Origin of the sequence: Pseudomonas sp. 2957 (genome assembly GCF_031456345.1) — a bacterium.
GTDB classification, from domain to species: Bacteria; Pseudomonadota; Gammaproteobacteria; order Pseudomonadales; family Pseudomonadaceae; genus Aquipseudomonas; species Aquipseudomonas siliginis.
Window position 1 is genome coordinate 281,313 of sequence record NZ_JAVDUL010000006.1, and the last position, 24,971, is coordinate 306,283.

The window sequence follows — 24,971 nt, forward strand, 5'->3', positions numbered from 1 at the left end:
AATGTACAAGTATTCAGACGACGTGATCCTTCGCTTGTCCGATGGCGCTTACATCCCGAAAGATCCAGAAAATCGAGACTATAAGGAGTATCTGGCCTGGGTTGGGTCCGGAGGGGTAACGCTTCCGGAGTTCTCCGAGGAAGATCTGGCCCGACAGAAGGCTCAGCTGGATGCTTCTGTCGAGAGCTCGTGGCGCGCTAGCGAGCTTCAGGTCATAGCCCGACAGATCGAAGCGTTAGAAGAGGCGGATGCTGATGTGTCTCCGCCGGATCTGCTACCCGGCACGAAGCCGCAGTGGCTGAGGTTTCGAGGTCAGGTCAACAACTGGAAAGAAGGAGCTGAAAATTTTCCTGAGCAGGATCAACGCCCAGTGCGACCCGCGTAATTGTCAGCAGCACAAACACCCGCCATCGAGCGGGTATTTTTTTGCCTGGAGAAAAGTGATGACTGCAACCGAGAAAGACCGCGACATCCTCGCTCGCACGCTGTGGGGTGAAGCGCGCGGCGAGGGCACAGCCGGCCAGATCGCCGTCGCCTGGACGATCCGCAACCGCGTGTTCGATGGCAAGGAAAAGTCGTGGTGGGGGGAGGGCTACGCCGGCGTGTGTCAGAAACCCTACCAATTCAGCTGCTGGAACAAGACCGACCCGAACTATCAGTTCCTGATCGGCGTGAAGGGGATCCCGTTCCGCGAGCTGGCCCAGTGCCGTATCGCTGCTGACCAGGTGATCGACGGCAAGGTGCCGGATCCCACCGGCGGCGCCACTCACTATTACGCCACCAGCATCAAGGCGCCGGCCTGGGCGGCAAAGGCCAAGCAGACACTGAAGCTTGGGCACCACGTATTCTTCAAGGACGTGCCGTAATCCGAATCTGGCTCACTCTTCCTCCTCGCTACAGCGAAGCTCCCTGAGTAGGCGCTGGTTTTCATTGAATAGATGGTTTCTGTTGTGCTCGACGTCGGCGAATTTTCGCTTTTCGCTCAACAAAGCCCCTTCGGCGTACTGAAGCTTTGCCCTGAGAGAGATTCTCTCTTCCGTGAGCGCATCATTGTCTCTGACTAGGCCTTCGATATTCGCCAGCGCTCGATCGAGCTTGAGAGTGAGCGCTTCGAATTCGTTCTCATACATCCTGAGCTGGTGTCGGCACGTTTCGAGCGGGGTCGGGTTGCCGAGCCAATCGTCGGTGTCTTCTATATAGAGGGGGTCCACGAGCATGCCTTACTGAATACTGTTTGCATATACAGTAATCGAGGCCGTGCCAGCGGGCGAGAGTGAGGCGACGAGCTGTCAGTCGGGCGTCATCAAAACAGCCAAGGTCATTTTGATGAATTCTTCATTTCGATCGAGCGCGGCCAGAGAGCTGCGGACGTTTTCCGCGACGTCGGCGGATCCCCGCTGCTCGACCCAGAGGGTGAGCTCCATGATGGCGGCTTCAAGGGCGAGCTGGTTTTCATTGATTTTGAGGAGTAGGGAAGGGAGCAGATCAGAGTTTGGCATTGGTTTCCTCCTTGGACGAAACCAGAGTAGCAGGGGATTCAATGTCGGCAGAACGCCGGAGAAGGGCAAAGCGCTGGATTATGCAGAGTCGGCATAATGCCAGCTTCTCAGTGCCAGATAGGATTTCAATCTTTACGTAAAATTTGAGGTCTTTTCTCGGGCCGCAATCATTCTGCGGTATGCGAAAACATTGGGCCGAATGGCAGTCTTTCGAATCGAATTGCGGCCCAAAAAATCGCATCCAAGCCGCAGCCCGCTTGATTCTGGCGCGGGACTTAAAATCCCCCGCTCGTAAGGGCGTGCCGGTTCGATTCCGGCTTCGGGCACCATAAATATCAAGGGCTTGCATGACATATGTCATGCAAGCCCTTATTTTTTGTGCCGTGGGAATGTTTTCCACGCTCCTGACTGGCCATTCCGTCGCCGTCTGGTGCCTGGAGATCCACTCCTTTCTTCAGCGTCGACTGCATCCATCAGCGAGTAAGCGTTTCCGGCGCTACCACCCATACGCTACAGGGCATTTTGTACAACAGATGCTCGACCGTGCTGCCAACCAGTCTGCCTATTCCTCGATGAGTGACGCGGCCCATTACGATCACATCGATGTCGTAAGCATCGGCATAGCTGGAAAGCACCTTGGCGGGATCGCCCACAATCATGTGCTGGTTTTCTGCCGGAATGTTGTTGCGTGCAGCCAGCGCCTGGAAAGCTTCGCCTTGGGCGTCGAACAGTTTCTTGGCTGCGCTGGAAGAAAAGATCGCGGACGCGTTATTGAAGCCGAATTCGGCAGCGCTGATCGATGACAGGTCATGAGCATAAATTACGTCCAGGCTGCCATTGCAGATACCGGCCAGTCTTGCTGCTTCGCGCAGGATCCGGTCGTTGAGGCCCTGGTATTGGCCATCACGATGGAAGGGGTCGACCGCCGCGACGATTCGGCGTGGCAGTGCGTTTTGAGCGTGGCTGACAAAATGCAGCGGCACCGGGCATTCGCGCAACAGGTGGATATCCAGCGGCGTGAACATCAGCCGCGACAGAAGTGATTCGTGCTCCAGAGCCTTTATAAGGGCGGCCATCGGCTGTTCCTTCAAATGGATAAGGATCTCCTTCAAAGGATTGTCCACCCAGACGACCTCGGTGGTGACGGTCACTCCGATCTTGCGCAGCGGCCGGGCTTGGTCTTCGAGCCATTGATGATGGCGTTCGACATAGCCCAGACGCATCTGCTCCAGGGCTTGCTCGTTGACCATTCCTGCGGTCGCCAGGCCCTCCAGATAATCAAACGCGACAATATGCAGTGCGGCATCCGACGCTTTGGCCAGTGCGGCGGCGCGGTCGAATGCGGGACTGTTTTTCATCAGCGGCGACACGACCAGCATGAAACGCGATTGCTCAGACATGACAGAACTCCCGAGGCAGTCACCCAAGCATTGCGCTGCATGCCTGGAGTGAGTAGTGGCGCATGCGCTTATCCTGGAGCGAGCCAGCAGGGCGGGGTTGATATTTATCAACCAGACATCAGCGCGTGGTCGTGAGCGGATGTACGGTCGAGCAAGACTACTGATCCTCGGATAGTTGACCATTATCAACTACGACCCTGTCGCCGCGGCTCAAGCTCTGCTCTGCGCTCACCTGTCGGCGGAGGGAAAGTCATCATGGCCACCATGAAAGCCGCAATATTCGTTGAAAAAAACCGCATCGTGCTCGATGACAAGCCGATTCCCGAGGTCGGGCCGCTGGATGCGTTGATCCGCGTGACCACCACCACCATTTGCGGCACCGACGTACATATCCTGCGCGGCGAATATCCAGTGGCCAAAGGGCTGACCATCGGCCACGAACCGGTCGGCATCATTGAGCGATTGGGCTCGCAAGTACGCGGTTTTATCGAAGGGCAGCGAGTGATCGCCGGTGCCATCACCCCAAGCGGGCACAGTTACGCGTGTCTGTGTGGTTGCGGCTCGCAGGACGGCCCGGACACCCGGCACGGCTTCAAGGCCATTGGCGGCTGGAAGTTTGGCAACACGATCGACGGTTGCCAGGCCGAGTACGTATTGGTGCCGGATGCACAGGCCAACCTGTGCCCGATCCCCGATGAGTTGAGCGATGAACAGGTGCTGATGTGCCCGGACATCATGTCCACCGGGTTCTCGGGGGCCGAGCGGGGCGAGATCGCCATCGGCGACACTGTAGCGGTATATGCATTGGGCCCCATCGGCCTCTGCGCCGTGGCCGGAGCGCGCCTGAAGGGCGCCACCACGATTATCGGTGTCGACGCGGTGCCCGAACGCATGGCCATGGCGCGCCAGCTGGGCGCGACCCATACCGTCAATTTCAAGGACGGCAATGTGGTGGAGCAGATCATGGCGTTGACCGATGGCCGTGGCGTGGATGTGTCCATTGAAGCACTGGGTACCCAAGGCACGTTCGAGTCGGCATTGCGGGTGCTGCGCCCGGGCGGGCGCTTGTCCAGCCTCGGGGTGTATTCCAGCGATCTGCACATCCCGCTCGGCGCGTTCGCCGCCGGACTGGGCGATTACAGCATCGTTTCCACCCTGTGCCCGGGCGGCAAGGAACGCATGCGTCGCCTGATGGCGGTGGTGCAGAGCGGCGCCGTCGATCTGTCACCGCTGGTGACTCACCGTTTCCAACTGGACGACATCGAGCAGGCGTATGAGTTGTTCGCTCATCAACGCGACGGGGTCATGAAAGTCGCAATCACTCCTTGAAAGCACCTTGGCGTGCCGCTGAAACCGGGGTTTGCATGAACATCAAGATCGCTGAAAAACACGCTCCCCATGGCTGGGTCGTGCACATGGATGACTGGGGTGTGGGCTTCAGGAGCCTTAAGGCTGCGCAGGAATTTGTCGAGGTGCTTGAGGCCCGTATCAACGCCCCTCACGAGTGGCCGAATGCGTTTGCCCAGCCGTTGCCAGCGCGGCCGGCAACGGCGCGCCGAATGGCCGTGAGCGTTGAATGCTCGCCGTAAGCCGAATGCAGAGCAGGGTCGCAGACCCTGTGGGACGCTACCCATCATGAATGAGGTTTTTGATCTGTCCGGCGCCGCTGCGGCGTTGGGGATCGGCATGCTCATCGGTCTTGAGCGTGAACGGCACAAGGGCACCGGCGATGCGCGACACTGCGCCGGTTTGCGCACGTTCGCCATTACCGCGCTGTTGGGGTATGTCGCGCTACAGGTCGGCGGTGGCCTGCTGCTGGGGATCGTCGCCGGCTGTGTCACGTTGCTGACCAGCGTTGCGTACTGGCGTAGTCAAAGCGACGACCCTGGGCTGACCAGCGAGGTGGCGTTGATCGCGGTGCTGATCCTGGGCGCGTTGTGCGCAACCGCGCCGGCGCTGGCAATTGCCCTTGGCGTGGTGATTGCGGGCCTTTTGGCCTATCGCCAGACGCTGCATCACTTTGCCAACAGCCAGTTGTCCGACGCGGAAATGCGTGATGGCCTGATCTTGCTGATCGCAGCGCTGGTAATACTGCCATTGGCACCGGACCGATATATCGGCCCGTACGCCGCGATCAATCTGCGCACCATTTGTACCGTGACGGTGTTGCTGATGCTGGTCGGCGCGTTCGGCCACATTGCCGTGCGGGCTTTGGGCTCGCGCTATGGCTACGTCATCAGCGCGATTGCATCCGGCTTCGCCTCCAGTACCGTGACGATCGCGACCATGGGCCAACGCCTTGCCCATGAGCCGGGCAATATCCGCATCCTCAGCGCGGCTGCGATTTTCTCCAATCTGGCAACGGTGATACAGGTCGGACTGATCCTCATGATGGTTGATCCGAATCTGCTGAACAGTATATGGACGCCACTGCTTTGCGGCTTGATCGCCACGTTGTTGTACGGCGCCTGCCTGATGTTCCCAGACCCCACGCGAGGGAGCCGCAGCAAACCGGTCGACACGGCAGGGGCGTTCAATCTGAAACTCGCGGTCATCGTGACACTGACTCTTACCGGCATCACATTCGTCTCCTCGGCCATGCTCAGCCACTTTGGTCAGGCGGGTCTGTGGCTTACCGCAATGCTTTCGGGCTTTGCCGATGCGCACTCTGCCACAGCGTCCATCGCCAGCCTGGCCAAGGCGGGCCAGGTGCCTTATGACTCGATAGTCGTGCCAGCGCTGATTGCCGTCAGCAGTAACTCGGTGAGCAAATGCGTGGTGGCGTGGGTCAGCGGCGGCAGGCGTTTCGCTGCCTGCGTGATCCCGGGGCAGTTGTTGCTGACCTTGGCCATGTGGGCGGGCACTGTGCTGTTTTGAGCGCAATCGGTGCTCTTGCTGATAAAGATCAAGCTGCCAATGGCCACAGCATTCACCCTGAAGACTGTTTGTTCTGGCTGGCCGCATGCCGAGGTATCCCATGTCACAGACTCCGCGTTTACTGTTGATCGCTCCTTCAGCCATGGAGCACACGCCAGCGTTCGAGCGCGCGGCTGCGCTGGCCCAGGCCATGCAGTTGCCGCTGCACATCGTGGCCTTCGATTACTTGCAGGCGCTGGCAGTGGCAGGGCTGTTTGCCCCCGAGCAGATCCGCCTCGCCCGCGATGGTTATCTGCGCACTCACCGGCAGTGGCTCGCAGAGCAGGCTTCATTGCTGGCGAGGCATCAGATCATGGTCACCAGCGAGGTGATGTGGGTTCAGGATCCCTTCGCCGAGATCCTGCAGTTCATCAACGAGATGCCGTTGCTATTGATCATCAAGGATGTGCAGCACGAGTCCGTGCTGGAGCGTATTTTCTACACCCCGCTGGACTGGCAACTGTTGCGCGATTGCCCGGTGCCGGTGCATTTGGTGACCGACGACACTCATCCGCGCCCACGCCGTGTGCTGGCCATCGTCGATGTCTTGCGCAGCGAAGAGCAGGACTGCCTGTTCAACGATCAAATCATCGATGCCGCCACCCAACTGGCCGCGCAGTGCGATGCCCGTCTTGATGTGGTGCATGTTTACGACTGGACGGCGGCTTACGCCACGGACATGGTGTTCGGCGCATTGCCGTTGGCCACCGGGATTCATGAAGCGCTGGGCACTGCGCAGCATGAGGCATTTACGGCCCTGGCCGAGCGCCACGGCGTGCCGGTCTCACGCCGGCACTTCATCGAGGGCGCACCGGTGCGCAGTATCTGCGAGTTCGCCATCAACAAGCAGATCGACGTCATTGTCATGGGCACAGTGCAGCACCACGGCTTGAGCAAGTTGTTAGGCACCACCGCCGAACAGCTGCTGCATCGGGCACCTTGCAGTGTGCTGGCGATCAAGCCGCAACCCACACTGCAATCCTGAAACACGAACGCCCCGAGGTGAATCGTTGGCCGACTCACCTCGGGGCGATTCATTTACAGGTCAAGACGATGAATGACCTGGCGTGCGTCGTCCGGATCATTGTGGGTCTCGAAGCCCAGGCTTTTGGCCAGGTCGCGCATCGCCGCGTTACTGGCGGCATCGACCGAGTACATCTGGCGGAATCCGTTGTGGCGGGCTGCCTTGATCAAGTGTTCCATCAGCAACGTGCCCAAGCCCAGGTGCTGCCATTCATCGGCGACCGTCACCGCGCACTCGCATTGATGTCCGCCTGTGCCGGCATAGCGGCTGATGCCGATTTCGATCAACTTGCCGTTCTCGTGAACCAGTGCAATGAAGGCGGTGCGCTGTTTGTTATCGGTGTCCATCAACTGGTCGAGCAGAGCGGTGCCGGGTTCGCCGATCTGGGCGAGAAAACGCATGTGCCTGGATTCGGGGGACAGGCGCTTGATGAAGTCGTATTCGCGCAGGCGATCCTTCTCCGTGAGCGGCCGGATCAATACATGGCGACCGTCCTTGAGCGCCTCAATCCAGTATTGACCGGAAACCGCTGCATAAGCGGCCACGGCCTGATCGTTGTGGTCTTTGACGGTGAGCATGGTCATTCTCCATCCGGTTCGAGAGGCTGGCGGGCGGTTGGAAAAGCGTCCGCTTGCCTCCCTTCTACGCGGTTGCCCATGGCGACATCTGATCTACATCAGACAGCTGCCATGCGCCTCGTTGATTGACCCGGGTTTGATGTAAATCAACGCCCGGCCAGGGCGAGCGGGCGCAGTCTTGAAGCCTGCCGGCCTACCGCGCCGGTGCCGAGCGGAGGTGTGTGATGGGCCAATATGAACGTCTGTTGCTGGTCGCTGACCAGACGCTGCATCAATCGGCGGCGATGCTGCGTGCCATCGCACTGGCCAAGGCGAGCGGGGCGGCGCTGGATGTGCGGGCCTTCGTCGAGCCGGTGCCGATCACCCATCTGTGGGAGGAAAAAATCGATGACGTGGATGCTCAGCGCTATCAGCGGCGCTACCGTCGCTGGGTGGCCGATGAGCTCGAGCAGCTCAGCAACCAGGGGTTGGACGGCACCGTTGATGTGGTCTTCTCCAGCCATCCGCTGCTGGACATCCTGAAGACCGTCCATGTGCTCAAGCCCGACCTGTTGATCAAGGATGTGCGACTGGAACCGGCGCTCAAGCGCGTGTTCATCACGCCGCTCGATTGTCACCTGCTGCGTGAGTGTCCGGTCCCCGTGCATCTGGTCAATCAGATTCGCTATGCGTTGCCGCATCGTGTCGTCGCGGCCGTTGACCCGTTTGATCCTGATACCCAAATCAATGGCTTGAACGACGTCATCATACGATCGGCGAACGCTTTGGCGTTGCAATGCGACGTGCCGTTGCACCTGCTATGCGCCTACGATTTGTCCGCTGCCTTCAACGGCGAAGCGCCAATGGTCAATGGTGGCTGGAACGAAGATCTGGCGAACGAGCTGCGTCAGACACTGCATCAGGCTTTTGTCGCCCTTGCCGATCGCCACGCTGTGCCCCCTGAGCGTCGACACTTCGTCATGGGCCATCCAGTGCAGGTCATCAATGAGTTCGTCGAGCAGTACCTGGCCGATGTGGTGGTGATGGGCACGGTTCATCGCGTGGGCATCGAACGCGTGATCGGCAGCACCACCGAGCGCGCATTGTATTCGCTGCCAGGGAGCATTCTGGCGGTGAGGAAAGAGCCTGTGCGGTGAGCATGATCGCACAGTAGCGAGCCAGCCTGTTCGCTGGCTCGCTAGGGTATTGCATAGATCCTGAACAGCTTTTTGGCCGCGTTGCCGGCGCCGCCCAGATGTTTGTCGAATGCCTGTTCAATTTCGCCGGATCGGTACATTTCACTCAGCGCCGTGTCGACCAGCAGACGGAAATCCTCATCCTCTCGATCCACTGCCATCGCCGTCGGTGCGGACTCGAAAATCCGCTCCAGCAGCACCAGGTTGCCCGATGGATAATTTCTGGTCAGCAGATGCTTGAGCATCATGCGTTCAGCGAAAAACGCATCGGCTTTGCCATTGGCAACCAGATTCAGACCGGCTTCTGCGTTCTCTACGGTGACCAGCGTGGCGACCACACCCAGCAATCGCATCTGCTGTTGTATCCACGTCTCGGTGACCCCGCCGGCGATGGCGGCATACGTCTGATTGGCCAGACCACGGTTCACCGTGGCTCGCCACGTTGGCCCGGTATGGGCCACTTTGCCGTTCAGCACATTGAGCAAGGTTTCGGAAGCATCCTGGCGCACCACGGCCGAGAGACCGGCGGTGTAAATCGGCACCGAGTAGCTGACGACCCTGCGCCGCGCCAGCGTGGGTGGGGTCGGCGTACAAAGAATGTCGATCTTGCCGGAACTGACGGCGCTCATCTCGTCGTTGAGCGAGACCGGTTGGTACTGGATTTTCAACGTCGGCACATTCAGATCGATCCTGACGTTCTCGGCTATTTTCAGGCAGAGATCAATGGCATAGCCGCTGGCTTTATCGGCGGCCTGATCACTGAAAGGCATGAAGTCAGGCACGTAGCCAAGGGTGATCGCTTGACTGGCACGGATGCGCTCCAGCGTATTGCCATGGGTCACTACCGGTAGCAGCGCAAGGACGCAGACGAGCAGCAGGTGGTGGGCTCTGATCAGTTTCACGTTCATGCGCGCGGTTCCTCGAATTCAGATATCTGTGCTGTACCGAAGACTTCGATCAAGGGTTATCAGGCCGGGGGCCGACAGACGCAGGGGCAGCGACAAAACGTTTGGCAAGGAAACCGTAAAGCAGGTAGCCGAACACCAGGACCAGGATGCCGCCGAATACCGCGTCCTTGCCGCAGGCATACAGCGCATACAACGAATAGGCCACGGCAACCACTAACAGCAGGGTATTGCGCGTGTATACGGCGGCGCTGACTCTGGCTTTGTACATCATGACCAGCAGCCCGGTGGCTGCCGTCACGTAGGGAATCAGGTTGGTCACCGCGGCGAGGCTGACGAGTTTTCCAAACTGCGCGCTTGCGTTCGGCGAAATGGTCGACAGCGCCATCAAGGTCTGCAGTACGCCGCAGACCAGCATCCCGACGATGGGGGCGTTGCGTGCGCTGACCTTGCTGAACAGTTTCGGGAACATGCCCTGATCAGCGGTCACCTTGGCCGTTTGCGCCAACGTGAACTGCCAGCCCAGCAGCGAGCCAACACAGGCCATTACCGCGAGCGCCATGGTGATGTTGCCGACCAGGGGATTGAACATGTGTGCATAAACGAGCGCGAAAGGAGCAGATGAGTTGGCCAGTTCGGCGTTGGGAATAATGCCCTGAATGACCGTCGTCGAGAGCACATAGACCACCGCGGCGCCCAATGTCCCGAACAGACAGGCCAGCGGTACGGTGCGCTTGGGGTTTTCCACCGCATCTGAGGCCTGGGCTGCCGACTCCATGCCGAGAAACGCCCAGAGTGTCAGGGGAATCGCTTTGCTGATGGCCTCGGATATCGGCAGTTGATTCGGGTTCCAGGCGGCGATGATCAGATCGGGTTTGAACCAGAACCAACCGATGATGCTCAAGCCCGCTACAGGAATGATTACCCCCCACACCGTAACCGCACCAATCCTGCCGGTGATGCCTGGGCCGCCGAAATTCGCCACGGTGGTCAGCCAGAGCAGACCGACCGTTCCAACGAATAAAGGAATGGCGCCGCTTCCCAGCCAAGGCATGAACGATGTCATGTATCCCACTGCGGAAATGGCCACCGCCACGTTGGCGATGGCCAGCGACAGGAAGTACAGGTAAGAGCACAGAAAAAAGCCTGACTTTGCATGCGCCTCTTCGGTGTAGGCAGATAACCCGCCAGAGCGCAGGCAGAAGATGCCGCACTGGGAAAAGCAATACGCGATGGCCATGGAGCCGACAGCGGTGACGATCCATGACAACAATGAAACAGCCCCGAGTTGGGCCATGCTCGTCGGCAACATGATGATGCCTGAGCCCATCATGTTCACCGTCACCAGTGTGGTGAGCCCCATGAGGCTCATTTTCTTGCTTGAGTCGGCCATCGCAGTTCCCTCGATTTGCGCAACGCATCACCGCTCAGCCAACGCTCAAGGTTTTGCCGGCATCGGCAGTACGCAGCTTTTCAAGCGACGTTCAACGGTTAGAAAGACAGGTGATTTCAAGTGCATCGAAACAGCGCGCCCATCGCTTCGATATGGCTTGCCCGAGGGATGGCGAAGGCATGGCAGGAACTCATGGACGGGCTCAATGCTGCTGGCGGTTGCAGCCCGACACCATCTGCTTGAGGCCGTCCATGTTGCGGATTTTTACGTCGCGTGCGGTGATTTCCACCAAACCCTGATCGCGCAAGTGGGCAATGCCGCGGCAAATGGTTTCGAGACGCAGCCCAAGGTAGGAGCCGATTTCTTCACGGCGCATTTTCAGCACGAACTCTTTCGAGGAATAGCCACGGGAGCTGAGGCGTTGTGAAAGGTTGACCAGGAAAGCCGCGAGGCGCTCATCTGAGTTCATGTTGCCCATGAGCATCAACATGCTGTGATCGCGCACAATTTCCCGGCTCAGCAACTTGTTGAGGTTGTGCTGCAGCGATGGCAGGCTTTGCGCGAGTTTTTCCAGCTGTGCGAAGTGAATCGGACAGACTTCGCTGTCTTCCAGCGCATACGCAGTACACGCGTGTTGATCGATGCTGATGGCGTCCAGCCCGAGCATTTCGCCGGGAATATGAAAACCGGTCACTTGCTCGCGGCCATCGACGGAGACCACGCTGGTCTTGAACGAACCTATTCGCACAGCGTACAGAGAGCGCAGCGGGTCCCCGGTCCGGTAGAGAGCGACACCTTTCTTCACCTTGTATCGCTGCACGATCAGCGTATCGAGTCGATCAACCTCCGGGCCAGTCAGACCGAGCGGCAGGCACAACTCAATCACGCTGCAGTTGGAACAGGCAGTTTTGAGAATCGGCGGGGGCGAGTGGGCTTCAAGCATGGATAAGCAGCCTCCAATGAGTGTGATAAGCATAGAAGTCTTCGCAGCGCACGTACTTTTCGTTTGGCGTGCCAGCGTGATTACGGACGAACGGCGGGGAGGGAACTCACAGAGGCGTCGGGCTCTTCGCCGCTCTTGTATTGCAGGGTTAATGGGGAAACTTGATGCATATCAAGCGTGGCGGTTGGCAGAGTTGCAGAATCGTCCGATGGCGCTGACTGGAAACACTCGTGATGTTCAGGCTCAAACGAATTCTGTTGATCGCACCTGCCGAAATGACCCGCACCCCGGCGTTTGATCGCGCCCAGGCACTTGCTAGGGCCAGTGGCGCGTTGCTGCACATCGTAGCGTTCGATCATGTCCAGTCCTTGGCGTTGGCCGGTCTGTTCGATCACGACGCCATGGCGCAAGCGCGTGAAGGCTATTTGCAGATGCATCGCCAGTGGCTGGAGCAGCAGGCCCGGTTTCAACGTGGCGCCGGCGTGCAAGTCAGCACCGAAGTGGTCTGGGCCAGGGCCACGCCGGCGCATGTACTTGAGTACATCAATGACTTTCATATCGATCTGGTGATCAAGGATGCTCACCATGTTTCGGCGCTCAATCAAACGTTTCACCAGCCGTTGGACTGGCTATTGGTACGAGATTGTCCCGCCTGCGTGCATCTGGTCATCGAGGCCGCACATCCGAAACCCTTGAAGATACTGGCGGCCATTGACCTGTCGCATCTTGAGGATCTGACCCAAGGGCTCAACGACCGGATACTCGGCGTTGCATCGACATTGGCAGCGAAATGCGATGCCTCGCTGCACTTGTTGAATGTGAGCAACTGGTCGGTGGTGGGTGATGCGGCGATGAGTGTGCCGAACTTGAGTCTGGATCACAGTTTGCGCGATGCGATCAACGACACTCAGCAGGAAGCCTTCGATACGCTGGCCGAGCGCTATGGTCTCGATGAACAGCACAGCCACATGTTTGCAGGTGTCCCGTACCGGGTGATCGAAGACTTCGCCCGGCAGAACGCGTTCGACCTGCTGGTGCTCGGCATCTGTCACCATCAAGCGCTGGACGGCTTCATCGGCGGCACGGCCGAATGCCTGATGAACCGGGCTCCGTGCAGTTTGATGATGGTCAAGGCAATGCCTGCCACAGCCTGACCGGTCATCGCAGCAGTTGATGGTAATCGGTTGAGGGTAATCAATCAGTGACTGCGCCCACCATGTGCGTATTGCCATTGTTGCCAGGCGTGCCGATATTTCTCATCGGCGCGTTTCCTCGCTTCGCTGAACTTGTGCATGGTGTCTGGAGAAAACGGCTCTTCAAGGACGGCATAGGCCTGTTCGCTGAGCCGATCGGCTTCGTGAAACAGTGCGCCACTGTCATCGATTGCGTCGCGGACATTGGCGGTTGTCATGGCTGGATCATTGATGACCATATCGTGAACCTCGCAAAGCAAGAATGAGGGTGGGTTGCGGACCTGCCACCCTGTGGCCGCATCTGTAACTTTCACGCGTTCGAGCAGCTTGTGACTGTCCCTGATCCGAAACGCGGGCGCCGCCGAATCATGACCCTATTTCGATCCAGTTTGTCGTCGCAGCGATTGATCCAGATCAATGCCGCTCGCCAGTTTCATCGCCGCTTTGTCGGTTTCCCAGGCGCTTGCGCAAGGGTGGTGGACAAGCCTCGATATTCAGGTTTTTCACTGTACCAGGACCCCTGCAGCGTACTGGCGGTCTAGCGCAAACGCTGGTGCACCTTACAAAGTCAGCGTTCCGGCCCACAACATCCGGCCAGCGTAAATCGCGGCGGCCCAGATGATGATCAACACACCCGTTTCCGGACCGCTGAGCGGCTGACCCTGACGTGTTTTCAGCGTGCCCAGGTAAATCAACGAGCCAGGCGCGTAGAGCAGAGCGCTGAGCAGCAGGTATTTAGGGCCGGCGGCATACAGCTGAATCAATCGGATGATTATTCCCCTGCCGGAATCGATAACGTCGCCCTCAAACCGCCCTCTGCGCGGTTCGCCAGTTCAATCCGTCCGTTCAGTCGCATCGCGATGGTGTTGACAATGGTCAACCCCAATCCGGCGCCATGCGCCGTGCCACGGCTGTAGAAACGCTCGAACAATCGCTCTCTGTCCGATTCATCGATTCCCGGCCCTTGATCGTCGACCGTCAAATGACAGAAGCCATCGGACTCGCTCAGGTGCACGGTGATCGCACCGTGTTCGGGGGAGAAATTCGCCGCGTTGGTGATCAGGTTATTCAGCGCAATGTCGATGGCGGCGGGGTCGGCGAGGACATGAAACGGTTGGTCGCTGACCTCGAAGATCAATTCAAGGTGTTTGCTCAGCAACCATGGTGTCAATTGCACCAGGCTGTTGCGTACGGTTTCGCTGAGATCAATGCGTTGCAGTGGCGGCGGGTTGGGTTTGGGTTCAAGACGCGCCATGGTCAGCAGCTGGTTGACCAGTCGGCTCGTGCGGTCGACTCCGGAGATCAGAAACTCAAGTGACTCACGGCGCTCCTCTTCGGTACCGGCCTCCTGCAGATTTTGCGCATGCACCCGCAGCACCGCCAGCGGCGTGCGCATTTCGTGCGCGGCATCGGCGATAAAACGACGCTCCCGGCCGAGCACTTCCTGAATCTGCGCGAGCATGCGATTGAGCGCTGCCTGCATGGGCTCCAGCTCACTGGGCAGGGGCGTCAGTTGCAGCGGCTCAAGTGAACCACTGTGACGGGCGCGCAGAGTCGCCGCCATGTCTGCCAGGGGCTTGAGTCCCCAGCCTATGGCCAGCCAGATCATCGCGGCGAGGATCAGGCTGCCAAGCATGTTCGGCCACAGCGTGTGGCGCACGATGCGGTCGACCAGGTCGGCGCGCACATCGTCGCGCTCGCCGACCCAGATGCGCAGGCCGTTCTGCTTGTCTTCCAGCATGAACGCTCGCCATTGCCGACCTTTCAGATCGACAACGTCGCTGAAGCCCGTTCTTGTCGGCGGCGCAGTGAAGGAGGGCGCACTGGCGGTGTGTACCAGCACCTCGCCTTGCGGGTTCCACACCTGGAAGGCGATTTTGCTTTCGTAAGGATGTCCGTCAACCCGTGGCTTGGCTTCCCCGAGAGCCTGATTGAACGCCTGATACAACTGCGCGTGCTCGGTACTCGCCATCGGCATACGCATCACGCCCTGCAGCAGGCGTGCGTTCTGCGCCAGTTGGGCGTCGTAGACCTCGGCGATTTCGTGGTTGCTGTCATGCACGTTGAAGAGGCTGAGTACCGCTAGACCGGCCAGTAACAGGCCGATGATCAGGGTCAGCGTGCGCCGGCGGATCGAGGTCATCGACGCTCCTCCACCAGATAACCCACGCCGCGGATGGTGCGGATCAGGTCGGTGGAGAACTTCTTGCGCAGGTGATGAATGTGCACTTCCAGGGTGTTGCTTTCCGCTTCTTCGTTCCAGCCGTAGAGCAACTGGATCAATTGATCGCGAGTCATCACCCGCCCCGGCGGCGACAGCAGTTCGTGCAGCAGCTGATATTCCTTGGGGGTGAGCGCGACCGGCTGGCCTTGATAACTGACCTGCTGGGTGCCGGGGTTGAGGCTGATGCCGGCGTGTTCGATCAGCGCCTGGGCGCGCCCGGCACTGCGGCGCAATAAGGCGCGCAGGCGGGCTTTGAGTTCGGCGAGGTCGAACGGCTTGACCAGGTAATCGTCAGCACCGGCGTCGAGTCCGGCAATGCGGTCTTCGGTGGCATCGCGAGCGGTGAGAATCAACACCGGCAGGTTCGAACCGCTGTCGCGCAGGCGGCGCAACACTTCGAGGCCATCCATGCGTGGCAGGCCGAGGTCCAGCACGGCGACGTCAAACGTTTCGCTGAGCAGCGCGTGCAAGGCGCTGCTGCCGTCCTTGAGCCAGTCGACGGTGTATCCCTCACGGCCCAGCGCCTGATAGATGCCTTCACCCAGCGCCACGTCATCCTCGATCAGTAATAAACGCACGCGCACTCCTTTCAGTCGAGTTTCTTGTTCACGTCCACCAGCAAGGCGTCGATCTCTTTACGACGCCCGGCATCGGCACTTTCGCGGCCCGCACGGGGTGCGGCTTGTCTGGCCTTGATCAGCGCTGCCTTGGCTTCAGCGTAGCGCTTCTGACGGTAGAGATGGTCGCCCCAGAAGTACAGACTGTCGATGCCATCGGGGTTGAGCTGCAGGGCTTGTTTGAGCAATTGCTCGGCCTTGTCGCTGTCGCCGAAGCCGATCGGCCAGCCCGGTACCCGATCGTACAATGCAGCGAGGCTGGTGTATGCCGAGCCTTGCAGGGCTTTAGGGTCAAGCGTCAGGGATTTTTCCAGGTCCGCTTTGGCGTCCTTGGCTTTGCCCAGGGCACCGAGCCCGCCCTCGGCACCGGCCCAACTGCTGGTGACGATGCCTTTCCAGATCCAGGCTTCGGCCACATTCGGACGTTGCGTGGTGAACGCGTTGGCTTCGCTGGCCAATTGCTCGAACGCCGCGGCGCGCTGCTTTTCCGCGACCTCGTATTGAATGTGCGCCCAGTTCTGCTGGATGCCGGTGAGACGTTGCTGATCAGCCGGCTCAAGCGCCCAGACACTTTGACTGAGGGCGGCAAACAGCAGGCATGTGGAGAGTTTTTTCATGGCTTTGAAGCCTCGTTGTCAGGTTTTTCACTGAGACGGCGGATCAGTGGCAATTGCTTGCGCAGACCGCGATCCACCAGATGCGGAAGTAAGCTGTTCAAACGGACGAAAAATCGCTCCGGCCAGCCTAGGTAGAGATCACGACGGTCGCCGGCAATCGCATGCATCACTGCCGACGCCACGGTCTGCGGATCGTCAACGCTGGCCTTGAGGGCATCGTTCAAGGCTTGCGCAGCGGCGCTGTTCATCGAGGTGCGGGTGGCCCGGGGCGCTACATACAACACGCTGACCCGCGTGTCGGCCAGCTCGCGGCGCAACGCCTCGGAGAATCCGCGCAGGGCAAATTTGCTCGCGCAATAACTGGCGTAACCTGGGTAGCCGATCGAGCCATAGGTCGAGCCGACGTTGACCACCATCGCGCTGTCAGCCTGCTTGAGCTGCGGCAACAGCATTTTGGTCAGGCAGATTGGCGCGCTGATGTTCACCGCCAGCATCGCGTTGATGTCACTGTCATCGAGCTGTTCGAGCATGGCGAAGTGATTGACCCCGGCGGCGTTGATCAGCAGGTTGATGCCGCCGATGGCGTCGGCGGCGGCCAACACTTTGCGGCGATCGCTGAGGAAGGTCAGGTCGGCGGCGACCCAGCACAGGTTCTGCGGATACCGCTCAAGCAGCGGCAACAGCGCCTCCTGATGCCGCGCCACGGCCAATACCCTGGCACCGGCGGCGCACAAGGCACTGGCGATGGCCAGGCCGATGCCGCCACTGGCACCTGTCAGCACCACGCGGGCTTCATGCAGCTGCATATTGGGCCTCAGCGTCGCGGGGCAGATCACGGAACATGTCGGTGTAGAGCCGATAGACGACTTTCGAAGCATGAATGACCGCCGCTTGATCGTCAGGGTCTTCCAGCTGATTCATCAACCGCCGATAGGTCTGCATGTGCTCGATGTCGAGCGCGCCGTGGGAGCTCAGATAGCTGAATGCCGTTTCCGGCAGCGCCAGGCGATCGCGAATGCTCCCCGCCGCGTGGGTCGCCAGGGCAATGCTGGTGCCTTCGAGCACGTTTACCATGCCGAACAGACCCACCGGATTGCCCCGGGCGATCAGGTCGTAGAGAAAACTGACCATCAGCTCGATTGACAATGACGGCTGGCCATCGCGCACGGCGTCGCGATCACCACCACAGACGGCAATGTCGTTGAGTACCCACTGCTCGTGGCCGTATTCATCTTCAATGTATTCGCACACCGCTTTGCGCAGCCATTCCAGGCGCGTCGGCAGGCGTGCACCGCAAGCCATCATCAGCGGCACGGTGTGGCGCACGTGGTAGTAAGCCTGGGCAAGAAAGGCCCGATAGCTGTCGAGGCTGACCTTGCCTTGCAACGCATCGACGATGATCGGCAGGTTGAACAGCTCGTGGCGTTCGCGTTGCGTGGCTTCTTGCAGGGTGTCGAAAAAACTCATTATGCGGATTCCTCGGAAGTGGCGGATTCGGTCAATTGCGTGTGGTACTGCGCGATGATGGCGTCACGGCGCGGCCGGCCATTGGCGGTGAGCAGGCCGTTGGCGGCGGTGAAGGGCTGCGACAGGCGCGTCCACTGATGCACCTGGGCGTAATCGGGCAACGCCTCGTTCGCTTCGGCGACGGCGGCGGCCAGCTCGGCATCGGTGCAGTCCGGACGATGCGGCCAGAGCAGGGCGTGGTTGTGCGGCATCGCCTCGCCATAGACGAACGCTTGAGCGATGTGGCGGCGCTGGGTCAGTTCCGACTCGACCCATTCCGGGTTGACGTTTCGCCCGTAGCTGGTGACGAATTGGTGTTTTTTGCGGCCCTTGAGATAGAGAAAACCTTCCGGATCGAACTCGCCCAGATCGCCACTCGGCCACCATTGATCGGTATACGCCGGCTCCCCCAGATAACCGAGCAACACCGAACCCTTGATCAGCACTTCACCGTCCTCGGCCAACCGCACCTCGAGGTGGGGCAGAGGGCGCCCGACGCTGCCCGGACGGCGCGCGCCGGGGCGATTGAGGCATACGACCGAGGCGCACTCGGACAAGCCGTATCCCTCGTAAACCGCTAACCCGACCCGTTGCGCGCGGTGCAGCAGATCCGCTGACACCCGCGCTCCACCGACCGCGGCGAAGAGCAGGGTTTGCGGATCGAAAGCCTTCTGTTCAGCGGCGCTGACCAGAACTTGCAGCAGCTGTGGCACGAGTATCAGACTCTCCGGCGCACGCTTGCCCAGATAACCGAGCAGGCGCGCAACATCGATGCCGCTGGCACCTTGAATGCCGAGGGTTGTCTGGCTTGGCAGGCTCAACACCGCACCGGCGTACAGCGCGGCATAACAGCCCAGGTTCTCCAGCAGGATCGCCAAAGGCAACAGCGCCAGATGGTGCTCCGGTCCAGTGGCTGCGCTTGCCTGATCAAGCTCCCGGGCAACGCGCAGGAAGCTGTCGGCGCTCAGGCACACCCCTTTCGGCGTGCCGGTGGTCCCGGAGGTAAACGTGAGTTTCGCGGTGCCCGCCGGCATGCGACTCGGGCCATTGAACGAGCGACACCAGAATTCGCCTCGTAATTCATATCCCGCCGCCAGCAGCTCGGCTTGCAGTTGCGGCTCGGCGATCACCCGTTCGGCCTGGCTCTGCTCCAGACAATGGGCGCGCTGCGCGGCACTGAAAAACGGTGGCAGCGTTACGCAGGTCAAGCCTTCGAACAACACAGCCAGATCCCAAAGCATCGCGTCGACGCCGTTGTCCAGCGCCAGCGCAATCACCTGCACCTGCTCATCGCGCAGGCGCTCCTGGCGATACAACACCTCGGCATACAGCGTGGCGTAATCTATTCTCAGCGTGTCGCCCCACAGGGCTGAGGCGTTGTCATTGCGTCGGGCATGGTCGCGCAGGGTTTCCTGGAAGCGCTGCAATTCAAGCGACATGGCAGGCTCCTTCAACGGAAGTCGGCAAACCCAGGCGAGTGAACAGGCCAATATTGCGCAGATGAACAAATCCCGCGCGAATGTTGCCGACGTGCACCCAGGGTTTGCTTTCGTAATAACTGCCCCAGTGTTGACGCTCGTCACCCAGTCGCTGTGGATCAGCGGCGCACAATGTCACGGGCTTCAGACCCAGGCGATGGAAGCTGTTGACCAGTCCGATGTTGCCGGTGAAGGTCACCCATTCCAGGCCGCCCATGGCCAGCAGATAGGTGATGGCGATGATGCTCAGGCGCGCACTGCCGGTATCGCTGGCGGCGAGGTTGCCGACTTCGACAATGACCTTGCGATCCACTGCACGACCGGCGGCGGCGCTGATCAACGGCTCGATCGGTTCATCCAGATAGCGCTCGAGAAACAGTGCCTGCAGATGCGCTCGACGGACCCCGGCCACTGCGCACAACTGGCCATCGCTGTTGTGCATGCCGAACAGCTCGGGCATGAAATGGCGGATTTCGGCACCGTGAGCCGTGCGAAAACGCTGCTGGATAAAGGCTTCGAAGGGCGCGCGCAGCTCGTCCTCCGGCAACGCGTTTCTCAGCGTCATCGGCAACGACTCGGCCTGGCCGAAGTGCAGGGGCAGCGGGATGTTCCAGTCGAATTCGGGCATGGGCAGAACGCCTCCCTCAATGGGTTTGAGCGCAGTATCCAAGCCATTTCTTAACGAAGTCTGAAGATGAAAAACCGTTAACCGCAGCGCCGATCTTCAGACTCCCTTAAGGCTGGGCAAGCATGGTTAGCCTTGATTCAGGGCAACCGGATCGATAATTTCGAGCGAGATGATCGTCGCTCCACAACAATCACGAGGCGTTTCCTATGATTCGCGACACCGCTGTAACCCGTTATGGAAAACTCTCAATCATCCTGCATTGGCTGATGCTGGCGTTGTTCGTCGGTGTGTATGCGTGCGTCGAAATCAAAGGCTATATGCCCAAAGGCAGCGAAGCACGCGGCCTGCTGATGGGTATGCATGGGCTGTTTGGCGCAAGCATCTTCGCGTTGGTGTGGATTCGTCTGATCGGCCGCCTGACCCCGCGTCCGCCGATCATCCCCAAGCCGCCAGCGTGGCAGACCGCAATCGCGCACCTGACGCACCTGGCGCTGTATGGATTGATGATTGTCACACCGCTCCTCGCGTGGTTGATGCTCGCGGCGGGCGATAAGCCGTTTCCTTACTTCGGCTTCCATGTGCCGGCGCCGGTGGCTATTGATCCGGACCTGGCCAAACAACTCAAGTACTGGCACGAATGGATTGGCAGTGCCGGCTACTGGCTGATCGGCCTGCACGCGTTGGCGGGGCTGTTCCACCATTACTGGGTGAAGGACAACACGTTGCAGAGGATGTTGATTGAGCGTGCCCGCTCTTGAGGCAAGCATCTGGCGCTGTTCGCTGAAGGTAATGCTCGCCGTAACTGAAGCGCATGGCTGCGGTGGAGTTGAAAATCCGGAACTGCCGGCCCTCGCCGATGCCGAAATAGCATCGACAACGAGGGCAAAGCCATGACTGAAGAAAAACCCGAAGTGCCGCAAGAAGTACCGGATCAAACAACCCCGGCGCATTCCACCGAAGAAGAGCGCGAGCGCTTGAAGGACTTCAACAAGGACGGTATTCCGCCGGGCAGTTGCTGATCACCAGTTACCGCGGCTGCGTCACCAATTCTCCGCTGATCGCATCCATCATCGCCGGATGCTCCTCAGCGGCCACACGCAAATCCTCGGTGACCCGCAACTCCGCACCCGTCGGCGAGTAGGTTGCTGCCGCCGTGAAAGGTGCGGGGTTGGCCGGCACCGGGCGTTTGCCGCGGCGCCAAAAGAAAAAGCTGACCATGCTCAGGTTGACCACCGCAAATACCCAGAACAGGCCGTTGGCGCCGAACGAGTTCATCACCGGCGAGATCATCATCGGGCTGATGGCCGAGCCCAGCGAGTTGATCAGCAGCAAACCCTGAATCATCGGCACCAGCGCTTCGGCCGGGGCGCGGTCGGCCGCGTGGCTGACGGCCACCGGGTACAGCGCGAAGACGCCGCCACCGAGCAGAAACAGCATCGCCGCGAGCATTGTCGAAGACAGCGGCAGCAGCACAATCACCAGCGATAATGCCGTGCATGCCACCGTCAGAAGCGTCAGCACCTGCAAGCGATCCGTGCGGTCGGACCAGCGTCCGACCGGATACTGCAGCAGCATCGCGCCGAGGATCGTCCAGGCCATCATGCTGCCGACTTCTCCGACGTCCAGACCTCTGCGTTGCAGATACAGCGGCAACAAGGTGTAGATCGCCGCGATGGTCACCCCCGAGCCGAAACAGCCGACCAGCCCGGTCGGCGTCACGCCCAGCAGTTGCCGGGGCTTGAGCGGCTCGACCTGATCGAGCAGCGGCGACACACGCGGCAGGATCACGATCGGCAGCACCGACAGCGCAGCAAGCATGCCGGCAACCATGAACGGCGCGCTGTCGCTCATGCCGGTGATGGTCCCGAGCGTCGCCTGGCCCAAAACGCCAGCGCCATAAAGGACGATCATGTACAGCGCGAGCAGGCGCCCGCGAATCTTCTCGTCACCGGCCAGCAGCAGCCAGCTCTCGATCACCAGAAACACACCCACCGTGGCCCAGCCATTGATCAGCCGCAGGACGAGCCAGCCCCAGGTGTCGTAGAACAGACCCTGCAACAGGATCGTCACGGCAATCAGCGAGGCGAAGCTGCCGTAGGCGCGTATATGGCCGATGCGCAGAATCAGCCGGTCATTGAACACCGCGCCTAGCGTCAGGCCCATGAAGTAGGCCGAGGAAACAATCCCGATCATCGTCGCCGAGGCGCCGGCGGCGTCCAGGCGAAGGGTGGTCAGGGAAGACAGAAAACCATTGCCCAGAGCAATAATGAACAGCCCGAGCAGGGGCGCCAGCGCCATGGCCAGCAAACGCGGAGACATAAAAACCTCAAGAAATAGTACAGCGCAACGTGCGCCTCTGCGCGTGCGGTTGCCAGGCTGGAACAGGTGTTGTGCAAGAGTCTGCCGATCGGGCAGGGCGGTGGCGTCGAACGACATGGCCAGCCCTGCAGATCGCGACTGTGACGAGACACGCGATGCCAGAGCGCGCGGGATTCTACGGCTTGCGCAGGATTTGCCAATAGCTGAAGGCTGCGACGTTAGGACGCAGGCTGTTTTGAGGTTCGAGAGGAGGCTGAAAACCAATCATCGGGCTGAGCTCCGACAAGGGCCATGCATGCAAAAGCTATGCAGGCCCTTGCTCGTTTCAGCGCCTAAGTATGCGATATCAACAAATCACTGATGATGCAGATCGAGCCATCCTCTGGCGGGGTGGCGTCGGTGTAGTCGATCTGGTTGTAGACCCCGCCGTGGAAATTGAACACCTGCGAATTCCAGGTTGAGTCGAGCTGCAAATCACCTGATGTACCGACAACGCCGTTGTAGTCGACGGTGACTCGAGCTACGCCGGCAGAGTTGGCGCGAATGGTCACCTTGAATTTCGCGCCCAGCGGTACGCCCTTGAGCACCGTGGTGTTGACCGGGGTGGGCTGGTTGAAACTCTGGCGGAAGCCCATGGTGATGTTGCCTTTCTGCCAGAACACCTTGATGGCGGGGCTGTCGTCGTTTTTCACATGCATCTGCGAGATAACCACTTTCTGCGCAGAGTTGACCTTGGTCACGGTCATTTCCTGAAAGTTGAGGTGGTCAGCGGCGCTGGCCAGCGACCAATAGAAGGATTCTTTCCATTCGCAGCGGGTGCGGTGGGTGCTCTTGCTTGAGGCGCCTTTGGTCGGCGCGGACAGTTGCAGCGATCCGTCCGGCAGCACGGTGACGATGCTGGGAAATTGCGCAATGGCTTCGGCGCCGTTGAGCTCCAGTGCGACCGGATTGGTCGCCGAGACGGGTACCGGGGTGGAGAGGGTGAGATTGCTGATGTTTACGGCCATGGTTTGTACTCCTGACGATAAAAATCATTAGCGACCCAAGCCTTCAGTGGATTGGCACATCTGTCTGCGCGGACTTTCACCATCTCTTGGGCACAGCACCATAGCGGCGCAAGCGGCCGCCGCGAAAACACAAAGGGCAACGATTACGCCGGCAGCCTCCAGCACCGCGCCGAAAACCGGCGTGCCAGCGGTCTGACCGAGCGCCAGAAGCAGAAACGGAATGCCCAGTCCCAGGTCCGGGCGGTCCGGCAACAAACGAATGCCTTGCAGCAGATAAACGCCTGAAGAAACAATGTAGGCCGCGCCAAACAGGCACATCGCGGCGAGGCCCGATCCGGCGGAAACTGATGCGGCAGAAAGGCCCAATGTCCCGAGGGCGATCCCGGCAAGCGCCAGATGCTGCATCCGTGCGACACCGAAGCGGCCGGTGAGCACACCGGTCATGCAGCCGCTGATTCCCGCAGCGCCCAATACGATCCACGCCCACGCAATGCCCTGATCGGAGAAACCAGCCTCACTGCGCAAAATATCGGCGCCGAATGTCCAGATCGCCGTGCTCGCCAGGCCCATCAGGAAAGCACTGGCGCACAAAGGCAGTACGCCGGGTCGACGCAGCATTGCCAGCGAGAAGCTCTGCGCGACGTCACGCTCGACCCGTCGCGGCACCGCAAACCAGAGCCAGAGCGTAACGCCGATGCCGATCAAGGCAAACAGGGCATACAGCTGGCGCCATTGCCCGGCCGCCAATATCGCCGCAAAACCGGAAAAAACGATTCCCGCCGCTGTCCCTGCATTGATAAAACCATTGGCCCGTGGGCGATCCGCATCATCAAGACGCGCTGCCACCGCACTGGCCAATGGCGGCGAAGTCAGACCCGTGCTCAATCCCGCCAGCGCCACACCGCAGCCCAACGTCAGCCCCGACGAGGCCACAACCACCAGTCCCATGCCCAGCGTCGCGGCGGCGCCGGCCATCACCGTCAACCCGCGCGGACTGATTTTGCCATTGCAGACAAACGTCGCAACGATGCCCACACAGTAAGCGGCGAACGCACTGCCACCGATCCAGCCGGCAGCGGTCACGCTGAGCGTCAGATCCTGACGAATCTGCGGCAACAGCAGTCCATAGGCGAAGCGCGCGAGGCCATAGGACAAGGCGGTCAGCGCGAACGCTGCCGCGACCAGATTGAGGCTGCGCCGGTCAAGACTCACGGTGAAATCGGATTGCTGGCAGGAAAGGTTGTCTCGACCGCATGCTCCGGTCTGGACCAGATGCGATCGGAGTTGGAGGGATCATTAGCCATGAGTGTCCTCGAGGATGTCTGTTGCTGGAGTGGTTACCGATTCTGATAACGGACTTGCACTTGGGTTTGATGATTTTCCAACACAGCCGATGGATGGTAGAGCAAAGGGCGAGGGCAGCCGCTCGGTTGGCTTGGCGCACGTCAACCTTTGCGAGCAGGATCGAGTGATGTTTGCGGGTATCGAGGGGCGGGGGATGGCGCTTGGAGAGAGGCGAGTTAGTGCAGGACGGCACGCCGGAAGAACT

29 protein-coding genes and 1 tRNA gene are annotated in these 24,971 nt (G+C 60.0%); 11 read left to right on the top strand and 19 right to left on the bottom strand.

The window, feature by feature from the left end; all coding sequences use genetic code 11:
• Position 1: 1 nt before the first annotated feature.
• Complete coding sequence (locus J2Y39_RS22445) at positions 2-385, top strand: hypothetical protein (RefSeq protein WP_310219813.1); 384 nt, start codon at positions 2-4, stop codon at positions 383-385.
• 58 nt (positions 386-443) lie between these two features.
• Positions 444-866, top strand: a complete 423-nt coding sequence (locus J2Y39_RS22450; RefSeq protein ID WP_310219815.1) for a cell wall hydrolase — start codon at positions 444-446, stop codon at positions 864-866.
• Between the two features lie 12 nt (positions 867-878).
• Here J2Y39_RS22450 and J2Y39_RS22455 read toward each other — a convergent pair whose 3' ends face one another.
• Both J2Y39_RS22455 and J2Y39_RS22460 read right to left on the bottom strand, forming a co-directional pair.
• The gene (locus J2Y39_RS22455; protein ID WP_409037440.1) at positions 879-1,211 is read right to left on the bottom strand and encodes a hypothetical protein; all 333 of its coding nucleotides are present in this window, start codon (positions 1,209-1,211) and stop codon (positions 879-881) included.
• A gap of 78 nt (positions 1,212-1,289) precedes the next feature.
• A complete protein-coding gene (locus tag J2Y39_RS22460) occupies positions 1,290-1,499 on the bottom strand; it encodes a hypothetical protein (RefSeq protein WP_310219819.1) in 210 nt (69 codons plus the stop codon).
• A gap of 193 nt (positions 1,500-1,692) precedes the next feature.
• Between J2Y39_RS22460 and J2Y39_RS22465 the strand changes: the two genes are divergently transcribed.
• Positions 1,693-1,828, top strand: a tRNA-Leu gene (locus J2Y39_RS22465).
• 144 nt (positions 1,829-1,972) lie between these two features.
• Here J2Y39_RS22465 and J2Y39_RS22470 read toward each other — a convergent pair.
• Positions 1,973-2,899 (bottom strand): universal stress protein, encoded by a 927-nt coding sequence (locus tag J2Y39_RS22470; RefSeq protein WP_150635930.1) that lies wholly within the window; start codon positions 2,897-2,899, stop codon positions 1,973-1,975.
• Positions 2,900-3,154: 255 nt separating this feature from the next.
• Here J2Y39_RS22470 and J2Y39_RS22475 point away from each other — a divergent pair, with 255 nt between their 5' ends.
• The 4 genes from J2Y39_RS22475 (at position 3,155) to J2Y39_RS22490 (ending at position 6,800) form a co-directional block, all read left to right on the top strand.
• Positions 3,155-4,228: an NAD(P)-dependent alcohol dehydrogenase gene (locus J2Y39_RS22475; RefSeq protein ID WP_310219827.1), complete on the top strand. Its 1,074-nt coding sequence runs from the start codon at positions 3,155-3,157 to the stop codon at positions 4,226-4,228.
• A 35-nt stretch (positions 4,229-4,263) separates the two neighbouring features.
• On the top strand, positions 4,264-4,488 hold the full coding sequence (locus J2Y39_RS22480) for a hypothetical protein (protein WP_310219829.1): 225 nt from the start codon (positions 4,264-4,266) through the stop codon (positions 4,486-4,488).
• A 46-nt stretch (positions 4,489-4,534) separates the two neighbouring features.
• Positions 4,535-5,776 carry a DUF4010 domain-containing protein gene (locus tag J2Y39_RS22485; protein WP_310219831.1) on the top strand — a complete coding sequence of 414 codons (1,242 nt, stop codon included), beginning with the start codon at positions 4,535-4,537 and terminating at the stop codon, positions 5,774-5,776.
• 100 nt (positions 5,777-5,876) lie between these two features.
• Positions 5,877-6,800: a universal stress protein gene (locus J2Y39_RS22490; RefSeq protein WP_310219835.1), complete on the top strand. Its 924-nt coding sequence runs from the start codon at positions 5,877-5,879 to the stop codon at positions 6,798-6,800.
• A 53-nt stretch (positions 6,801-6,853) separates the two neighbouring features.
• Here J2Y39_RS22490 and J2Y39_RS22495 read toward each other — a convergent pair whose 3' ends face one another.
• Positions 6,854-7,417: a GNAT family N-acetyltransferase gene (locus tag J2Y39_RS22495; protein ID WP_041478749.1), complete on the bottom strand. Its 564-nt coding sequence runs from the start codon at positions 7,415-7,417 to the stop codon at positions 6,854-6,856.
• 224 nt (positions 7,418-7,641) lie between these two features.
• Here J2Y39_RS22495 and J2Y39_RS22500 point away from each other — a divergent pair, with 224 nt between their 5' ends.
• Entirely contained in the window at positions 7,642-8,553 is a 912-nt protein-coding gene (locus J2Y39_RS22500; RefSeq protein WP_310219838.1) for a universal stress protein, read from the top strand.
• Positions 8,554-8,594: 41 nt separating this feature from the next.
• Here J2Y39_RS22500 and J2Y39_RS22505 read toward each other — a convergent pair whose 3' ends face one another.
• From J2Y39_RS22505 to fnr, 3 genes are all read right to left on the bottom strand, one after another.
• Positions 8,595-9,500 carry an amino acid ABC transporter substrate-binding protein gene (locus tag J2Y39_RS22505; protein ID WP_310219839.1) on the bottom strand — a complete coding sequence of 302 codons (906 nt, stop codon included), beginning with the start codon at positions 9,498-9,500 and terminating at the stop codon, positions 8,595-8,597.
• 49 nt (positions 9,501-9,549) lie between these two features.
• Positions 9,550-10,890 (bottom strand): putrescine-ornithine antiporter, encoded by a 1,341-nt coding sequence (potE, locus tag J2Y39_RS22510; protein ID WP_150635441.1) that lies wholly within the window; start codon positions 10,888-10,890, stop codon positions 9,550-9,552.
• 202 nt (positions 10,891-11,092) lie between these two features.
• The gene (fnr, locus tag J2Y39_RS22515) at positions 11,093-11,833 is read right to left on the bottom strand and encodes a fumarate/nitrate reduction transcriptional regulator Fnr (protein WP_252887852.1); all 741 of its coding nucleotides are present in this window, start codon (positions 11,831-11,833) and stop codon (positions 11,093-11,095) included.
• A gap of 233 nt (positions 11,834-12,066) precedes the next feature.
• On the opposite strand from fnr, the gene J2Y39_RS22520 reads away from it, so the two are divergent.
• The gene (locus J2Y39_RS22520) at positions 12,067-12,987 is read left to right on the top strand and encodes a universal stress protein (protein ID WP_310219842.1); all 921 of its coding nucleotides are present in this window, start codon (positions 12,067-12,069) and stop codon (positions 12,985-12,987) included.
• Positions 12,988-13,031: 44 nt separating this feature from the next.
• On the opposite strand, the gene J2Y39_RS22525 is transcribed toward J2Y39_RS22520, so the two are convergent.
• The 9 genes from J2Y39_RS22525 to J2Y39_RS22565 all read right to left on the bottom strand — a co-directional run bounded on the left by J2Y39_RS22525 (position 13,032) and on the right by J2Y39_RS22565 (position 20,096).
• Complete coding sequence (locus J2Y39_RS22525) at positions 13,032-13,244, bottom strand: hypothetical protein (RefSeq protein WP_252869429.1); 213 nt, start codon at positions 13,242-13,244, stop codon at positions 13,032-13,034.
• Positions 13,245-13,586: 342 nt separating this feature from the next.
• Positions 13,587-13,790 carry a hypothetical protein gene (locus tag J2Y39_RS22530; protein WP_224787232.1) on the bottom strand — a complete coding sequence of 68 codons (204 nt, stop codon included), beginning with the start codon at positions 13,788-13,790 and terminating at the stop codon, positions 13,587-13,589.
• A gap of 8 nt (positions 13,791-13,798) precedes the next feature.
• On the bottom strand, positions 13,799-15,169 hold the full coding sequence (locus J2Y39_RS22535) for an ATP-binding protein (protein WP_310219843.1): 1,371 nt from the start codon (positions 15,167-15,169) through the stop codon (positions 13,799-13,801).
• The gene (locus J2Y39_RS22540) at positions 15,166-15,828 is read right to left on the bottom strand and encodes a response regulator (protein ID WP_016774538.1); all 663 of its coding nucleotides are present in this window, start codon (positions 15,826-15,828) and stop codon (positions 15,166-15,168) included. The genes J2Y39_RS22535 and J2Y39_RS22540 overlap by 4 nt, the downstream gene beginning before the upstream one ends.
• 11 nt (positions 15,829-15,839) lie before the next feature.
• Positions 15,840-16,484 carry a tetratricopeptide repeat protein gene (locus tag J2Y39_RS22545; protein WP_041478760.1) on the bottom strand — a complete coding sequence of 215 codons (645 nt, stop codon included), beginning with the start codon at positions 16,482-16,484 and terminating at the stop codon, positions 15,840-15,842.
• A complete protein-coding gene (locus J2Y39_RS22550) occupies positions 16,481-17,290 on the bottom strand; it encodes an SDR family oxidoreductase (protein ID WP_041478761.1) in 810 nt (269 codons plus the stop codon). The genes J2Y39_RS22545 and J2Y39_RS22550 overlap by 4 nt, the downstream gene beginning before the upstream one ends.
• Complete coding sequence (locus J2Y39_RS22555; RefSeq protein ID WP_310219847.1) at positions 17,277-17,951, bottom strand: iron-containing redox enzyme family protein; 675 nt, start codon at positions 17,949-17,951, stop codon at positions 17,277-17,279. Before J2Y39_RS22555 ends, J2Y39_RS22550 begins: the two co-directional genes overlap by 14 nt.
• Positions 17,951-19,429, bottom strand: coding sequence for an AMP-binding protein (locus tag J2Y39_RS22560; RefSeq protein ID WP_310219849.1), 1,479 nt, complete (start codon positions 19,427-19,429; stop codon positions 17,951-17,953). The genes J2Y39_RS22555 and J2Y39_RS22560 overlap by 1 nt, the downstream gene beginning before the upstream one ends.
• Positions 19,419-20,096: a thermostable hemolysin gene (locus J2Y39_RS22565; RefSeq protein ID WP_310219852.1), complete on the bottom strand. Its 678-nt coding sequence runs from the start codon at positions 20,094-20,096 to the stop codon at positions 19,419-19,421. The genes J2Y39_RS22560 and J2Y39_RS22565 overlap by 11 nt, the downstream gene beginning before the upstream one ends.
• Positions 20,097-20,302: 206 nt before the next feature.
• On the opposite strand from J2Y39_RS22565, the gene J2Y39_RS22570 reads away from it, so the two are divergent.
• On the top strand, positions 20,303-20,854 hold the full coding sequence (locus J2Y39_RS22570) for a cytochrome b (RefSeq protein ID WP_150742029.1): 552 nt from the start codon (positions 20,303-20,305) through the stop codon (positions 20,852-20,854).
• 132 nt (positions 20,855-20,986) lie between these two features.
• Positions 20,987-21,115, top strand: coding sequence for a hypothetical protein (locus J2Y39_RS22575; protein WP_290127647.1), 129 nt, complete (start codon positions 20,987-20,989; stop codon positions 21,113-21,115).
• Positions 21,116-21,122: 7 nt separating this feature from the next.
• Here the strand turns inward: J2Y39_RS22575 and J2Y39_RS22580 are convergent, their stop codons facing one another.
• The 3 genes from J2Y39_RS22580 to J2Y39_RS22590 form a co-directional block, all read right to left on the bottom strand.
• Complete coding sequence (locus J2Y39_RS22580; RefSeq protein WP_409037441.1) at positions 21,123-22,532, bottom strand: MFS transporter; 1,410 nt, start codon at positions 22,530-22,532, stop codon at positions 21,123-21,125.
• A 215-nt stretch (positions 22,533-22,747) separates the two neighbouring features.
• Positions 22,748-23,422, bottom strand: coding sequence for a polysaccharide lyase family 7 protein (locus J2Y39_RS22585; protein ID WP_310219858.1), 675 nt, complete (start codon positions 23,420-23,422; stop codon positions 22,748-22,750).
• 27 nt (positions 23,423-23,449) lie between these two features.
• Entirely contained in the window at positions 23,450-24,634 is a 1,185-nt protein-coding gene (locus tag J2Y39_RS22590; RefSeq protein WP_310219860.1) for an MFS transporter, read from the bottom strand.
• Positions 24,635-24,971: the final 337 nt, after the last annotated feature.